This is a genomic window from Rhodococcus sp. WS1 (assembly GCF_003797745.1).
Classification (GTDB): domain Bacteria; phylum Actinomycetota; class Actinomycetes; order Mycobacteriales; family Mycobacteriaceae; genus Rhodococcus_F; species Rhodococcus_F erythropolis.
In genome coordinates this window covers 253,753-271,404 of sequence record NZ_RKLZ01000001.1, presented here as the reverse complement: position 1 = coordinate 271,404, position 17,652 = coordinate 253,753, and the positions used below count along the sequence as shown (strand labels likewise).

5 protein-coding genes are annotated in these 17,652 nt (G+C 64.2%); all 5 read left to right on the top strand.

Annotated elements, in window-relative coordinates; all coding sequences use genetic code 11:
• The first annotated feature begins 7 nt into the window (after positions 1-7).
• The 5 genes from sufC (at position 8) to EEB12_RS01060 (ending at position 17,652) form a co-directional block, all read left to right on the top strand.
• Entirely contained in the window at positions 8-814 is an 807-nt protein-coding gene (gene sufC, locus EEB12_RS01080; RefSeq protein WP_141487276.1) for a Fe-S cluster assembly ATPase SufC, read from the top strand.
• A gap of 5 nt (positions 815-819) precedes the next feature.
• Positions 820-2,085: a cysteine desulfurase gene (locus EEB12_RS01075; protein ID WP_141487275.1), complete on the top strand. Its 1,266-nt coding sequence runs from the start codon at positions 820-822 to the stop codon at positions 2,083-2,085.
• A 3-nt stretch (positions 2,086-2,088) separates the two neighbouring features.
• Positions 2,089-2,592 (top strand): Fe-S cluster assembly sulfur transfer protein SufU, encoded by a 504-nt coding sequence (gene sufU, locus EEB12_RS01070; protein ID WP_003944894.1) that lies wholly within the window; start codon positions 2,089-2,091, stop codon positions 2,590-2,592.
• Positions 2,589-3,011: a metal-sulfur cluster assembly factor gene (locus EEB12_RS01065; protein ID WP_003944963.1), complete on the top strand. Its 423-nt coding sequence runs from the start codon at positions 2,589-2,591 to the stop codon at positions 3,009-3,011. The genes sufU and EEB12_RS01065 overlap by 4 nt, the downstream gene beginning before the upstream one ends.
• Positions 3,012-3,351: 340 nt before the next feature.
• Positions 3,352-17,652, top strand: a complete 14,301-nt coding sequence (locus EEB12_RS01060) for a non-ribosomal peptide synthetase (RefSeq protein ID WP_141487274.1) — start codon at positions 3,352-3,354, stop codon at positions 17,650-17,652.

The window sequence follows — 17,652 nt, the reverse complement described above, 5'->3', positions numbered from 1 at the left end:
GAATTTCATGTCTACCAGTGACAACACCACCACCTCGGTCCTCGAGGTTCGTGACCTGCACGTCGAGGTCGCCAACTCCGATGCCAACGCCGAGTCCATCCAGATCCTCAAGGGCGTCGACCTGACGGTCCGCTCGGGGGAGACCCACGCGATCATGGGCCCCAACGGCTCCGGCAAGTCGACTCTGTCGTACGCCATCGCCGGTCACCCCAAGTACCAGGTCACGTCCGGCTCCATCACTCTCAACGGTGAAGACGTCCTCGCAATGAGCGTCGACGAGCGTGCACGTGCCGGGCTCTTCCTGGCAATGCAGTACCCCGTCGAGGTTCCCGGCGTTTCCATGTCCAACTTCCTGCGCACCGCCGCTACGGCCGTGCGAGGCGAGGCTCCCAAGCTGCGCCACTGGGTCAAGGAAGTCAAGGAAGCCCTCAGCGAGCTCGAGATTGATCCCTCGTTCATCGAGCGCTCGGTCAACGAAGGCTTCTCCGGTGGCGAGAAGAAGCGCCACGAGATCCTGCAGCTGGGCATGCTCAAGCCGAAGATCGCGATCCTCGACGAGACCGACTCCGGCCTCGACGTCGACGCTCTGCGCACCGTCTCCGAAGGCGTCAACCGCTACAAGGAGCGCGAGAACGGCGGCGTTCTGCTGATCACGCACTACACGCGCATTCTGCGCTACATCAACCCCGACTTCGTTCACGTGTTCGTCGGTGGCCGCATCGTCGAGTCGGGTGGACCGGAGCTGGCCGACGAGCTCGAGACCAACGGCTACGTTCGTTTCACCGCGGACACCGCAGCTACCCAGGGAGCGTAATCACGATGACCACCTCGGTGCGCGAGCTCGACGTCACAGCGGTTCGGGCCGACTTCCCGATCCTGGCGCGAACCGTGCGCGACGGAAAACCTTTGGTGTACTTGGATTCCGGCGCTACCTCGCAGCGTCCGGTCCAGGTTCTCGATGCCGAACGGGACTTCCTGACCACGTGTAACGCGGCAGTACACCGGGGTGCTCATCAGCTCGCAGAAGAGGCGACGGACGCGTACGAGAATGCTCGCGCCACCATCGCTTCTTTCGTGGGCGCGGATTCGGACGAGTTGGTGTTCACCAAGAACGCCACCGAGGCTCTCAATCTGGTGACCTACGTTCTCGGTGACGATCGCTTCGACCGCCATGTCGGTCCTGGCGACGAAATCGTCATCACCGAACTCGAACACCACGCCAACCTCGTTCCCTGGCAGGAACTTGCGCGCCGAACCGGTGCGACGCTCAAGTGGTACGGCGTGACCGACGACGGCCGGATCGATCTCGATTCGCTGGAGCTGACAGACGCGGTGAAGGTCGTTTCGTTCACCCACCAGTCCAACGTGACCGGCGCGATCGCGCCCGTCGAGGAATTGGTGCGACGAGCACGCGCCGTCGGTGCACTCGTCGTGCTCGACGCGTGCCAGTCGGTGCCTCACATGTCCGTCGACTTCCACGAACTGGGAGTGGACTACGCGGCGTTCTCGGGCCACAAGATGCTCGGCCCTTCGGGGGTCGGAGTTCTCTACGGCCGTCGTGAACTGCTGGCAGCGATGCCTCCGTTCATCACCGGCGGGTCGATGATCGAGACGGTCACCATGGAGGTCAGCACCTACGCGCCGCCGCCTCAGCGTTTCGAAGCCGGCGTACCGATGACCTCACAGGTGGTCGGACTGGGCGCTGCCGTGGATTACCTGAACACCTTCGGGATGGACGCCGTCGCCGCGCACGAGCACGTGTTGGTGGAGGCTGCTCTCGAAAAGTTGTCGGCGATCGGAGGTCTGCGCATCATCGGACCGCAGACGTCCGAGAACCGCGGCGGAGCGATTTCCTTTGTCGTGGACGGTATTCACGCCCACGACCTCGGACAGATCCTCGACGACGAGGGCGTCGCGATCCGCGTCGGACACCATTGCGCGTGGCCGCTGCATCGTAAGTTCGGGGTCACTGCGACGGCCCGTGCGTCGTTTGCGCTCTACAACACCACCTCGGAAATCGATGTTCTCGTTGCAGCGATCAAGCGTGCGCAGGAATTTTTCGGTGTCGCAGGGGAGTTGAACTGAATCATGCGCATGGAGCAGATGTATCAGGAAGTGATCCTCGATCACTACAAACATCCGCACGGCCGCGGACTCCGTGAGCCGTTCGGCGCCGAGGTGCACCACGTCAACCCGACGTGTGGCGACGAGGTGACGTTGCGCGTCCAGATATCCGAGGACGGAACGGTCTCCGACGTCTCGTACGACGGGCAGGGTTGTTCGATCAGCCAGGCGTCGACGTCGGTGCTGAACGACCTCGTCATCGGGATGCAGGTCACCGACGCGCTGAAGACGGTGACGGCGTTCAACGAGATGGTGAGCAGTCGGGGCACCGTCGAGGGGGACGAGGACGTTCTCGGCGACGGCATCGCGTTCGTCGGTGTCTCGAAGTACCCGGCACGCGTGAAGTGCGCCTTGCTCGGATGGATGGCATTCAAGGATGCTGTAGTCCAGATTGTCGACGGCAGTGCTGTGACGACGGCGGACAGCAGCAGTGAATTGGTCGACACGACTGAAGGACAGGGATCATGACCGAGACACAACCAGTGCAGGACGCCGAGGTCGGCGCTCCGGTGAATCCGAATCCCGATTCCACTGCGGAATTCGGTGGCGCACAGGGCAGTGGCACTGTCCCGTCGCCTGAGCGACTCGACGAACTCGAAGAAGCGATGCGCGACGTCGTCGACCCCGAACTGGGAATCAACGTCGTCGATCTCGGCTTGGTCTACGGACTCTTCGAAGACGACGGTGTCGTCACGATCGACATGACTTTGACGTCGGCGGCGTGCCCGTTGACCGACGTGATCGAGGACCAGGCGCGCGGCGCACTTGTGCGTAGCGATCTGTGTACCGACATGAAGATCAACTGGGTGTGGTTGCCGCCGTGGGGACCGGACAAGATCACCGAAGACGGACGCGAGCAACTGCGCGCACTCGGCTTCACGGTCTGACAAGCAGCCTCGCTGCACGATCAACTGAATACATTTCACCGGAGCGTCGGTGCCCGTTCGTCGGGTACCGGCGCTTCGGTTTGTTATATAGGGCCGTTTTAGCCATGATATTCAGGACAATAGTCCCAAATGGTTGTTTGATGAATATTTGCTGGAAGCTGACTGATCGGTAACATCGCAGCTGATTGTCACGATGTGATCTCCGGCGGGCGATTTGCCAGTTTCCACCCGAGCTTTCCAATGTATTCGTCTCATTTCGAAGTGCCCCGATCAGTTCGAAGCGTCCAGCGGACGCATATACCTGTTTGCATCATGATCAAGTTGTAAGAGGGAGATTCGTGTGGATGGCAGTCCCGACCGAGGAATCGTTTCCGCAGCTCGTCCGGACGACGAACTCACCTTCCCTCTTTCTGCCGCGCAACTTTCCCTGCTTGTCGCACAACAGCTTCGACCCGAGATTCCCGTCAGCATCGCTCAGTACGTCGACGTGGACGGCCCGCTCGACATCGAGCTGCTGACCGCTGCCAGTAAACAGACCGGCCGTGAGATCGGCTCCGGATACCTGCGCCTGGTCGAGGTGGACGGGGTTGCGCGTCAGTGGCTCGATCTCGACATGGACGACTCCCTCGACGTGGTCGACCTGCGCGCCGAATCCGATCCGGAATCGGCGGCGCGAGAATGGATGCGCAAAGAGCACACTGCTGCCATCGATCCGTTCACCGATCGCCTGGTCAGGCTGGCAGTCCTGGTGCTTCGCGACGACCATTACTACTGGTACAGCCGTATTCATCACGTGGCGCTCGACGGTTTCGGCGCGATGTCGATGATGAACCGCACAGCCGAGATCTACACCGCCGCGGTGCGGGATCTGCCAGTTCCCCCAGCGGTAACTGCCCCCCTCCAATCGTTGGTGAAGGCAGAGGCCGACTATCTGGGCTCAACCCGGTGGGAACGCGATCGCGACTACTGGAACACCAAGATGGCCGACAAGCCGGGCGGAACCTCACTTGCGTCCTCGACTGCTCCGTCGCAGGCGTGGTCACGCCTACGGTCGGCGACGGTACCTACGGAACTGCGAAGCTCCCTCGAAAGGCTTGCCGTCGCTCACGACGTGACTACGTCGTCAGTGGTGATCGGTGCACTGGCGGCTTACCTCGCCCGGGCCACCGGGACCCGCGACGTGGTCCTCAGCTTGCCGGTCTCGGGGCGGACGACAAAAGCTGCTCGCAGGTCCGGCGGAATGATGTCGAACGTCGTCCCGATACGTGCGAGTGTCGATCCGCACTTCGCGGTCGGGGACTTGCTGCACGAGGTGAAGATCGAACTCACCGGCGCACTGCGTCATCAGAAGTACCGCCACGAGGACCTGCGACGCGACCTCAACGCCGGTGATCACAGCATCGCCGACGGACGAGGCTTCCACGGGCCGTTGATCAACCTCATGCTGTTCCACTCGGGAATCACTCTCGGGGACGCGCACGGCGAACTGAACGTGATCTCGACCGGGCCGATCGAAGACCTCTCGGTCAACGTCTATCAGACTTCCGCAGCCGAAGAGATCCAGATCGACTTCGCCGCGAACCCAGACCTCTACACCAACGAGGACATCACGCGTCACCACCGACGTTTCCTCGAATTCCTCGAATTGTTCTGCGCTGCGGAATCGGGAACCCGATTGATGGACATCGACCCGGACGCCGCGGGGAAGTGGATCGCCGAAGTTCAACACGCCCGCAACGTCGAGTACTGGTCTTCGACATTGTCGAACCCCGCCGAGGATCTGGGTTTGCCGGTCGTCGCCGGATCCGGTCGGACGTCCACGCCCCTCGAGATCGAGGCAGACCTCTGCCGCCGCCTCGAGACGATGGCGACGACGATGAACACGAGTCTGTTCGTGCTGTTCCAGTCTGCGATGGCCGGACTGCTGCGCCGCGTCGGTTCGGCTGACGAGGTGTCGATCGGCGTCTCGGTCCGCGGGTACGGCGCCTCGAACCCGGACGATTTCGTCTCGATGTTCGCCAACCAGTTGGTGCTTCGCTCGACGGTGTCGAACACCATGACGCTCAACGACCTGGTCGGTGCGGTGGACACCGTCGCAATCGAAGCTTTCGAACACGCAGACATTCTTCTGTCTTCAGTAACCGCCGCACTCGGTGACGGCCGCTGGGTGGAGACGGGCCCGTTGTTCCGGGCGATGGTCTGCTTCGAGGAGCCGCTGGATGCTCACCCGAGGTTTCCGGGGCTCATGGTCGGTGCGCCTATCGGATCGGATCTGGCCACCGTGCCGGAACTGTTTGTCTCCCTGGCGATTCCGACTGGTGAGCATGCCGATTTCGATCAGCCGATCTCCGGTGTTCTGGATTGGCTCGGCACGAAGGAGCAAGCCGAGGACCTCGCCGACCGTTATCTACGAATCTTGACCGCGATGGTCGGTGCTCCGCACTCGGCGCTCGGCTCAGTGGATCTACTCCGCCCGGACGCGCGCCAGGCGCTGGTGCCGCCCGTTCTGCCGATTACCCCGGTCCGAACGCTCTCCGACATCCTTTCCGGCCGCATTCGGGCGACCCCGGAAGCGATCGCCGTTGTCGCAGGTAGCGAGCGCGTGTCGTACCGCGAACTCGATCGACGATCGAATCAGTTGGCGCGCAAGCTCGTCGAGCATGGCGTGCAATCCGAGTCGTTGGTCGGAATCATGCTGCCGAAATCCGTGGACATGATCGTTGCCGCTGTCGCGGTAGTGAAGGCCGGCGGCGGATACCTCCCACTCGATCGTGCGCACCCCGCCGAGCGTTTGGCATACGTGGTCGAGGATGCGCAACCGGTGTGCGTCATCTCCGATTCCACTTTCCCGAACTCCGCCTTCCCGAACTCTGACGTGGTGGTCGTCGGGGTCGACTCCGACGAGTACTCCGGTGAGGGGCTGGAAACCGATGAGTGCCCGCGCGGGCACGGAGCCGACAATCTGGCGTACGTGATCTACACCTCGGGGTCGACGGGCCGACCCAAGGGCGTCTCGGTTACTCACGCCACCGTGGTGCGATTGTTCGAGAACACGCAGGTCGAATTCGGATTCGACGGCAACGACGTGTGGACGATGTTCCACTCGTTCGCCTTCGACTTCTCGGTGTGGGAACTGTGGGGCGCGCTGCTCCACGGTGGAACGCTGGTTCTGGTCGATCACGAAGTCTCACGCGACCCCGATGCCTTCCGCGCGCTCGTCGCCGCAGAAGGCGTCACCGTGCTCAATCAGACGCCCTCGGCCTTCTACCAGTACATCGAAGCCGACCTTCGGGCCGATTCGGCGACCCGGCTCCGGTACGTGATCTTCGGTGGCGAAGCCTTGGATCTTCGTCGCCTCGGGCGCTGGTATGACAATCACGCGGGCGACGACGATCACACGGAATCCGGGCCCGCACTCGTCAACATGTACGGCATCACCGAGACGACGGTGCATGTCACCCATCTCGAACTCGACCGGGCGAGCGCGAGTGCGGTTACCGGCAGCCGGATCGGTGACGCGATCGACGGACTTCGTGTGTACCTGCTCGACGAGCATCTCTCCCCGGTCCCGGTGGGGATTGCGGGGGAGATCTATGTCGCCGGCGGTCAACTCGCCCGTGGCTATCTGGGCCGACCAGACCTCACCGCGGGCCGGTTCGTTGCCGATCCGTTCAATGCCGGCGGACGACGGTTGTACCGGTCCGGTGACCGCGCACGATGGATTGCGCCTGGACAACTCGAGTACCTCGGACGCGGCGACGCGCAGGTCAAGATCCGCGGATTCCGGATCGAACTCGGCGAAATCGACTCCGTGATCCTCGGCGCGCCGGGAATCGACGACGCCGTGACCGTCGTGGCTCCGACGCCGGCCGGCGGCGCTCTCGTGACCTATGTGACCGCTTCGGACGCCGTGGACGCCGAAGCCCTTCGCGCGCACGCCGCCGAAGCCCTCCCGACCTACATGGTTCCCGATGCCTTCATGGTCATCGATTCGATTCCGTTGACCACCAACGGAAAACTCGACCGGCGTGCGCTGCCGTCGCCGATCCTCGCCTCCACCAGGGTCTTCCGGCCCCCGACGACCCCGACCGAGGGCAAGGTAGCCGCGGTTCTGGCTGACATCCTGGGTAGCGGACCGCTCGGGCTCGACGATAATTTCTTTCATTTGGGCGGAAACTCGCTGGTAGCGACGACGGCTGTGGCGCGCTTGACCGAAGCCACCGGAGTTCGTATGCCACTGCGTGCGCTCTTCGACCATCCCACGGTGTCCGGGATCGCGGCGACGATCGAGCGTGCCGCCCAGACCCCGGACGCCGACGGTATCCAGGTCGTGGCCCGGCCGGCGGTACTGCCTCTCGCTCCCGCGCAGCAGCGACTGTGGTTCCTGAACCGCGTCGCACCGGAATCAGGTGCATACAACATTCCGTTGGCGGTGTCGTTGCGCGGCGCCGTCGATCCCGACGCACTGAGTGCCGCGATCGTGGACGTCGTGACACGTCACGAGTCACTACGCACCGTGTTTCCTCAAATCGGGGACAACGCAACGCAGAAGGTTTTGGGCCTGGGCGAGGGTATCGCGGGGCTCGAGTCGATCGAAGTGAAACGCGAAAGCCTCGAAAGAGTGATCTTCGAATTCTCCTCGGCTGGTTTCGATCTGGTCCGCGAACGCCCGGTCCGCTACCTGCTGATCACTGTCGCCGACGATGAGGAAGGCGATGACAAGGACGGCGATGACGAGCAAGCAGTCCTCGTCGTAGTTCTGCACCACATGGTGGCCGACGGCTGGTCGCTCGCGCCGTTGGCTGCTGATCTCACCGGCGCTTACGCCGCCCGCGTCGGCGGCAACAGCCCGCAGTGGGCACCCCTTCCGGTGCAGTACGCCGACTACACGCTCTGGCACCGAGAACACCTCGGCGACGCGGCATCCACCGATTCGCTTGCCCACTCACAGATCGAGTTCTGGAAGCAGCAGCTGGCGGGAGCGCCCGAGCAACTCCACCTGCCGACGGACCGTCCGCGCCCACTCGACCCGACCATGCGCGGGGCCGGAGTCGACATCAGAATTGGCGCTTCCACTCATCAGAAGCTCGTTGTACTTGCCGGCGATCACGACGCCACGCCGTTCATCGCCCTGCATGCGTGCTTCGCCCTGCTTTTGGCCAGGTACAGCGGCACGGACGACATCGTCATCGGAACACCGGTGGCAGGACGAGGGGACAGATCTCTCGATCTGCTCGTCGGCATGTTCGTCAACACTCTGGCCTTGCGGACCGTCGTCGATCGGGACGCGACGTTCGCCGCACACCTGTCGCAGGTCAGGGCCGTCGACGTGGATGCCTTCGACAATGCGGACGTGCCTTTCGACGTCGTCGTGGACGCGCTCGAACTCGACCGCTCGCCTGCGCACCATCCGGTCTTTCAAGCTGCCATCACCTCTCGGATAACCACCGCTCACACAGCCGAACTGGCCGGGGTGTCGATGACGGCGCGGGCAGTCGAGACGGGGCTGACCAAGTTCGACCTCGAGCTCACCGTCACCGAACGTCACGAGTCCGGGGCCGCAGCTGGAATCGATGCCACGTTCACCTATTCCACCGACCTGTTCGACAACGCGACGGTCGAAGCGTTGGCTCGAAACTTCGTGACCCTCGTGGAATCGGCAGTATCGGAACCGACTGCACCGGTTGGTGATCTTCGTGTACTCGGATCCCGGGAGAGTGCCGCGATATTGCCGCGGCGCGGCGTGGCTTCGGTGGGCGAATCGACGCTGGCGCAGATCCTCGGGGCTACCGCGAGGACGTATCCCGACGCGATCGCCCTCGAAGACTCCGAGCGCTCACTCTCGTACGGGGAGCTGGAGCGTCGATCGAATCGGATCGCTCGATATCTCATGGACCTGGGCGTCGGCCCCGAGACACCGGTCGCACTGGCCGTCGCCCGATCGGTCGACTCCGTGCTCGCAGTCTGGTCGGTCACAAAAGCCGGCGGCGTTTTCGTCCCGGTCGATCCCCGTTATCCCGTAGATCGAGTTGCGCACATGCTCGAGGATTCGGGTGTGCGGATCGGAATTCGGTCCGCCGAGGTTGCGGCCGGTCCGGCAACCGGCGGGAACGTCGCAGTCTGGATCGACCTCGGCGACGCGGACACGGTTGCAGAATGTGCCGCCTACTCCGACGCTGCCATCGACGACGCTGACAGAACAGCGTCGATCACTGCGGCGTCGGCTGCGTACGTCATCTACACCTCCGGCTCGACCGGAGTGCCGAAGGGCACCGTCGTCACTCACGCAGGTTTGGCCAATCTCGCTCGCGAACAACAGGATCGGTACCGGATCACCGCCGGGTCGCGGACTCTGCATTTTGCGTCACCGAGCTTCGACGGCGCCGTACTCGAGCTACTGCTCGCCGGTTCGACCGGCGCGACGATGGTGATCGCCCCTCCCGACATCTACGGAGGGGAGGCGTTGAGCGAGTTCCTCCGAAGCCGCGAGGTCACTCATGCCTTCATCACTCCGGCTGCTCTGGCGACCGTCGATCCGGCGGGCGTGACGGCGCTGGAATGCGTAGTCGTCGGCGGCGACGTGTGCACCCCGGAATTGGTCTCGAGCTGGGGCAACGGGCGCAGACTGCACAACGGATACGGTCCGACCGAAACCACTGTCATGGTTGCCATCAGTGACCCACTCTCACCGGGCGATCCGATCACCATCGGCGGTCCCATCCGCGGAATCGACGCCGTGGTGCTCGACGCTCGGCTGCAACCGGTCCCGATCGGCGGCGTCGGCGAGCTGTACATCGGTGGGCCGGGGCTTGCACGTGGTTACCACCTTCGTCCCGCGCTGACGTCGGATCGTTTTGTCGCGCATCCGTACTCGACGTCCGGTGCCCGGATGTACCGAACCGGTGACCTGGTCCGCTGGACCAAGGACCTGACCCTCCGCTACGTGGGCCGCAGCGATCATCAGCTCAAGATCCGCGGGTTCCGCATCGAACTCGGCGAGATCGACGCTGCTCTGATGGATTCCCCTCTCGTTCACTTCGCCACGACGATTCCCGTCGAATCCGCCGCAGGCACCACTCTGGCGTCGTACGTGTTGCTCAGCGGCGACGCTGATATCGAGTCGCTCTTTGCGGCACTCGCCGACACGCTGCCGCGGTACATGATTCCGTCGTCGATCACCCCGATCGACGCGATTCCGTTGACTCCGGTCGGCAAACTCGATCGGAGAGCCTTGCCGACGCCGATACCGCGCGAAGTCCTCGGTACGGGTCGTGAACCCGAGGCCGGGCTCGAACGCACCGTCGCCGACGTGTTCGCTTCACTGCTCGACGTACCCGAGGTCCGGGCCGGAGACAGCTTCTTCGATCTCGGGGGCAACTCACTCGTCGCGACGCAGGTGTCCGCGCGGTTGAGCGCAGCGACGGGACTCGCTGTGGACGTGCGCTCGATCTTCGAAGCACCGACCGTCGAAGCGCTCGCTGCACGTCTGGCGGCGAGCGCCGAAGAATCAGACGATCGACCTGCCCTGAGCGCCGGTGCTCGCCCGGACCGACTACCGCTCTCCGCTGCGCAACAGCGGCTGTGGTTCGTCTATCGCTTCGACCCGCAGTCCGCGGTCTACAACATTCCGTTCGCGATCCGGATCACCGGAGACATCCACGGCGATGCACTCGAGGAGGCGCTTGCGGACGTCATTGCACGCCATGAGGTGCTTCGAACGATCTACGTCGACAGCGCCGACGGCCCGAGCCAGGTCATCCGAGCAATTTCCGACGTGCAGTTCTCCGTCGAGCGCTATTGCGGATCCGAAGGTATCGAATCCGCGACGACGGAGTTCGCGGCGCGTGGGTTCGATCTCGGTTCGGATCTGCCGATTCGGGCCATGCTGGTGCGCGAGGACACTTTCGCTCACGTACTGGTCGTCGTCATCCATCACATCGCCTTCGACGGCTGGTCCCTGACTCCCTTCGCGACAGATTTCGTCGCGGCGTACTCCGCACGCGTCGTCGGAGACGCCCCGGTTTTCATACCGCTCGACGTGCAGTACGCCGACTACGCGGTGTGGCTGCAAGACTCGCTCGGGCAGATCGACGACCAGAAGTCTCTGGTTGCCCGCGAGCTGACCTTCTGGACCGCTGCCATGGCTGGTGCCCCGGACGAGGTACTGCTACCGGTGGATCGCCCACGCGGATCTGTCACCACGACCGCCGTCGGATCGGTGCCGATCGTCATCGACGCGGCGACCGGGGAGCGGCTCGCCGCCTTGGCAAGGCGCAGTGGCACGACGCAATTCATGGTCGTACACGCGATCTTGACGGTTGTTCTGGCGCGTCTCGGTGCTACCGACGACGTGGTGGTCGGTACTCCGGTCGCAGGCCGCGGCCGACCCGAACTGGATTCCCTGATCGGGATGTTCGTCAATTCGCTACCGCTTCGCACACCGGTCGATCACCGAGCGTCGTTCACTTCCCTGCTCGAGGTCGTCCGTGAACGCGACCTTGCCGCCTTCGCGCACCCCGAGTTGCCATTCGAGGTGCTGGTCGACGCCCTCGATCTCGACCGGTCAACTACGCGACACCCGCTGTTTCAGGTCATGCTGTCGTACCACCAGAATGTGGTCTCGCCGCAGGTAACCGTCCACGACGCCCATCTCGAGGCGCAAGCGCTCGAACCGTCCGTCGCTAAGTTCGACCTCGAGTTCACCCTGCTGGCAGGCGATTCCGAGAACGCGGAGATCACCGGGTCGCTCAGGTTTGCCGAGGCGCTCTTCGACATTTCCACCGCGGAAACGATCGCCGCACGTGTGCAGTCGGTGGCCCGCGCCGTCGCCGCAGACCCGGACACCGCGATCGACGACATGGAATTCCTCAGCACCCTCGAGCGTGCGTCGCTGATGCCGGTACGAGGTCCGGCGTGGACCAGTTCGCGCACCTTGGCCGAAATATTGACGCGGACCGCCACCCGTTCAGGCGATTCGGTGGCCCTTCGATCTGGTGGCACCACCGTGCTCTACCGAGATCTCTTCGCCCGTGCATCGGCGCTTGCCCACCGTTTGACCACGGAAGGTATCGGCGCCGAAGACATTGTGGCGATAGCGATTCCGCGTTCGATCGACTCGATCGTCGCGTTGTGGGGCGTTTCCTTGACCGGCGCCGCGTTCGTTCCGGTCGATCCGCGATACCCAGCCGATCGCATTCTGCACATGCTCACCGACTCCGGAGCCACTCGCGGAGTGACAACGGAAGCGGTGATCGAATCACTGCCCCGTCCGGTTCCGTGGATGACGATGGACGACATCCACGGCGACGGTGTCTGGCAGCCGGTTCCTGCCGCGCCGATCCGAATCGACAACCTCGCCTACATCATCTACACCTCCGGATCGACGGGAAAGCCCAAGGGTGTCAGCGTCACTCACCGTAGCCTGAGCGCTTTGGCCGCCGAGCAGACGGCGCGCTACGGCATCTCGGCGCAGTCGAGGACGCTGCACTTCTCCTCACCGAGCTTCGACGCATCCATCCTCGAACTGCTGCTCGCCGTCGGTGAGGGCGCGACGATGGTGATCGCATCTCCCGATGTGTACGGCGGCGAGGACCTCGCAAAACTGATCACCGATCACCAGGTGAGCCACGCGTTCATCACGCCGGCAGCGCTGGCCTCGGTCGATCCCACCGGGCTGGACGTCTTGCAGTCGATCGTTGTCGGCGGCGAGGCCTGTTCACCCGAACTGGTCCGCAAGTGGGCACCGGGTCGCCGGTTGTTCAACGGTTACGGGCCGACGGAAACCACGGTCATGGTGTGCATCAGCGATGCTCTGACGGTGGGGGAGACCGTGACCATCGGCGGGCCCGTCCGGGGCGTGTCCGCGGTAATTCTCGACGGCTCGGCTCAGCCGGTACCCGTCGGGGTCACCGGTGAGCTCTACATCGCCGGCCTCGGACTTGCCCGCGGCTACCTCGACCAACCCGCGTTGACGGCGACGCGATTCGTGGCAGCGCCGTTCGGCCCGGCCGGCGCCCGCATGTACCGGACCGGTGACCTGGTTCGGTGGACGCCGCTCGAGACGATCGAATACGTCGGACGCTCTGATCACCAAGTGAAAGTACGCGGATTCCGCATCGAACTGGGCGAGATCGACTCCGTCCTCAGCGATTACCCCGGCGTCGAGTTCGCGGTCACCGTGGGCATCGACGCAGCTTCCGGTGAGACGATGTTGGCGTCGTACGTCGTGCTCGGCTCCGATGCGGTCGAGATGGACGAATTGCTGATCCATGCGCGCCGCTCACTGCCCGCCTTCATGGTGCCGTCGGCGATCACCCCGATCGAGCACGTTCCGCTGACCCCCGTCGGGAAACTCGACCGATCGGCGCTGCCGGCGCCGACACTGCGTTCGTCCGAGCGGAGTGTCGAGCCGCTGACCACCGCGACCGAACTCCAGGTTGCCGGCGTCGTGGCGGAACTGCTGGGTATCGAACAGATCAGTGCGTCGGACAGTTTCTTCGAACTCGGCGGCAACTCACTGCTCGCCACCAGACTTGCCCAGCGACTGGGCGAATCGTTGGGCAGGCAGGTACCTGTCCGAATGCTGTTCGAGCACCCCGAAATTCGGGAACTTGCCACCGTGCTCGACACATCCGCCGGGGCGAAGGCGCTACCACCGATCACCGCCGTCGACCGCCCCGAGCAAGTTCCGCTGTCCTACGCGCAGGCCCGCATCTGGTTCCTCAACCAGATGGATCCCGGCTCACCCGCGTACAACGTCCCCGCCGCGATCTCCCTCGACGGTGCACTCGACGTCCCAGCCCTCGAAGCTGCGGTCCTCGACGTGATCGAAAGGCACGAAATTCTGCGCACGGTGTTCCCCGACTCCGACACCGGCCCACACCAGGTGATCCAGGATGCATTCACCTCGCTGGAGTACGCAAATGCGGACACCCGTGAACCGGCAGAGCTCGCCAGAGAATTCGCGTCGCGTGGATTCGACATCACGACCCAAGCTCCCGTTCGCGCGCTCCTGCTCGAGTCGACGCCGCAGCACCACACACTTGTCATCGTGATCCACCACATCGCGGCGGACGGATGGTCGATCGCGCCGTTGATGAAGGACGTGCTCACCGCCTACGTCGCGAGAAGTTCGGGACGCGCTCCCGAGTTCACCCCGCTCGAGGTGCACTACGCGGACTTCGCCATCTGGCAGCGGGAAGCGCTGGGCTCTGTGAACGAATCCGAGAGCGTGCTCGGGGCACAGGCGTCGTACTGGCGGGAGACGTTGCGGGGAGCACCTGAGCTGATCGACCTTCCGAGCGATCGAGCGCGCCCGCTCACCCAGTCGTTGAGCGGCGCCCACACCGCGGTCTCGCTTCCGGCGCACACCCGGATCGCGGTCCAGGCGGTCGCCGGCTCGAATGCGGCGACGCCGTTCATGGTGTTGCACGCTGCCTATGCCGTGCTGCTGTCCAGGCTGAGTCGAAGCACGGACATCGTGATCGGATCTCCGGTCGCCGGGCGAGGACACCGAGTTCTCGACGACCTCGTGGGAATGTTCGTGGGCACGGTCGGACTGCGCACGACGGTCGATCCCGGGTCGACGTTCGTCGACGTTCTGCGTACTGTCCGCTCCGTCGATCTCGACGCCTTCGCCCACGCGGACATTCCGTTCGAGCAGGTCGTGGACGTTGTGGCGCCGACCCGGACCACCGACCGTCATCCGGTGTTCCAGACGATGATCTCGTTCCACGGCGCCCACCCGACGACGTGGGACCTGCCTGGACTTGCCGTTCGTGCCCACGAGATCACACCGGACATCGCCAAGTACGACCTGCAGTTCACCGTTGTCGAACAGACCGCGGAGGAAGGCGGCGGCTACGAGGCCTCCCTCACATACGCGAAGGATCTCTTCGACACCGATACGGCGGAGTCGTTTGCGGTGATGCTGGAAACGATCATCGAGACACTGACTGCCCAGCCCTCCGCCGTCGTCGGTGACGTGGATCTTGCGGGACGTGGCCTGCGTGCGTTGCCCGGACGTCCGGCCGGCGATGCTTTGACCTTGCCGGAGTTGCTGCTTCGCGGCGCGGCCGATCCGCATGCTCCGGCAATCGTCGACGTCGCGGCTTCCGCCACGCTCACGTACGGCGAACTCGACCGACGCTCCGACGCAATGGCGTTTGCGTTGATCGCTCGCGGGATTGCGCCGGAAATGATTGTGGCACTCGCGCTTCCGAGGTCGGCCGACTATGTGATCGCGCTCTGGGCCGTAGCGAAAGCCGGCGGAGTGTTTCTTCCCGTGGACCCGGCGTACCCCGCCGAGCGGATCGAGCACATGCTCACCGACAGTGGGGCGGTACTCGGTATCACCAGGGGTGAGTATGTGGCCGGCCTTCCGGGCGCCACGTCGTGGATCGAGCTCGACGCGGTCGAATTCACCACCGAAATCGAGGCAGCCCATTCCGAGACACTGCCGGACGCGCCACTCGAGTTCGACAACCCGGCCTACCTGATCTACACCTCGGGCTCGACCGGAAAACCCAAGGGCGTATTGGTCACTCACGCGGGATTGGCCGCGTTTGCCGACGAACAGCGGGAACGTTTCGGCGTCACCGCGCACTCTCGCGCTCTGAGCTTCGCCTCGACGAGCTTCGACGCGTCGGTTCTCGAGCTCCTTCTGGCATTCGGCGCCGGCGCAACGATGGTGATTGCGCCTCCGACGGTTCTCGGCGGTGTCGAATTGCACGAACTGCTCGACGAGCAGACGATCACCCATGCATTCGTGACTCCGGCCGCCCTGGCGACTGTCGATCCCGCCGGTCTCGACCATCTCGAGGCCGTCGTTGTCGGTGGCGACGCCTGCACCGCCGACCTCGTATCTCGGTGGGCGCCGAGGCGCCGAATGTTCAACGCGTACGGCCCGACCGAGGCCACCGTCGCAGTCACCATCAGCGATTCACTCGTCGCGGGGGAGACCGTGACGATCGGCGGTCCGATCCGAGGCGTGGATGCGATGGTTCTCGATTCCCGACTGCACTCGGTCCCCGGGCAGGTCGTCGGCGAGCTCTACGTCAGCGGCGACGGTCTCGCCCGCGGGTACCTCGGCAACCCCGCGCTCACGGCAGCGCGGTTCGTCGCCGACCCGCACGGACCCGAAGGCTCTCGGATGTACCGCACCGGGGATCTTGTGCGTGAAGATCGCGCACGGTCGCTTGTCTATCTCGGACGCGCGGACCACCAGGTCAAGGTTCGAGGGTTCCGGATCGAACTCGGTGAAATCGACGCGGTGCTGGCGTCGGAGGCGTCCGTGCATTCGGCTGTGAGCGTGGTCGTCGGCAACGGCGTCGACGCTCGGATAGTCGCGTACGTCGTCCCGGCACACGGGGACGTCGACGTCACCGCACTACGACGCCACGCAGGCACATCCCTGCCTGCGCACATGATCCCGTCCGCTTTTGTCACGATCGGTGCAGTCCCGACCACGCCGGCGGGCAAGCTGGATCGCGCAGCTCTGCCTGCGCCCCTCTGGGAGTCGCCGAGTGGACGCAGTCCGGAAGGCAGCGACGAGATTGCGATCTGCGCTGCTTTCGCGGAGGTCCTCGATCTCGCCGACGCAGACACGTACGCCGATTCGAGCTTCTTCGAACTCGGCGGAAACTCGCTCATGGCAACGCGTTTGGTCGCTGCCATCAAGGAACGCACCAGCATGACCGTCCCCGTCGCGTGGATATTCTCCGACCCGACGCCGGAGGCATTGGCGCGCAGACTCTTCGAACTCGAGGCAACAGTTGTGACAAGTAACGCGGATACCTCCGCACTTGCAGTAGTCCTGCCACTACGCCCGGAAGGCCGCGCCGAGCCACTGTTCTGCATCCATCCGGCCATCGGATTGGCCTGGTGCTACGGGGCACTCGATCGGTACGTCGATTCCAGCCGGCCGCTCTACGGCCTGCAGTCGCCGATTCTGACGGACCCCGAATTCCGGGCGGAGCTGATCGAGGATTTCGCGGCGCGGTACGTCGAGGAAATTCGCGGAGTTCAGCCGCACGGTCCGTATCACCTGCTGGGGTGGTCGATCGGGGGATTGATCGCCCACGCGGCGGCGGTGCAGTTGCAAGCAGCGGGTGAGAGCGTCGCTGACCTGATTCTGCTCGACAGCTTCGTTCTCGAAGACCCGACGATGGCGGGCGCGCAGCCTTCTCTCGCCGAACTGATCGGCGGGTTGGGGATCTCGGTCCCGGACGCCGACGAGCGTGATCTGACACCCGAGGACGCCGAAGCGCTCTTGCATGAAGCCATCGGCGATCACCCTTTGGTCTCGAGCGATCGGATCGAGCGACTGTTCGAGGAATACTCCGCAGGCGCGGAGCTTGCCCACCGGTACCGCCCGGGCAAGTTCGTGGGCGATCTGCTGTTCTTCTCGGCACAGACCGACACCTTTGACCCGCTGCGAACGGCGTCGGCGTGGCGACCGTTCGTGTCCGGGGTGATCATCGACCGTCCGGTGCCCACGTCACACGCCGAAATGTTCACCGAGGCAGGTCTGGAGGCGATCGGGCCCGTGATCAACCTGGCGGTCGGAACCGGTCGTCACGCGGCCCCGGACGTCGACGCTGAGTTGGACGCTCTGATCGAGATCCAAGACGTGCGCGGCTGA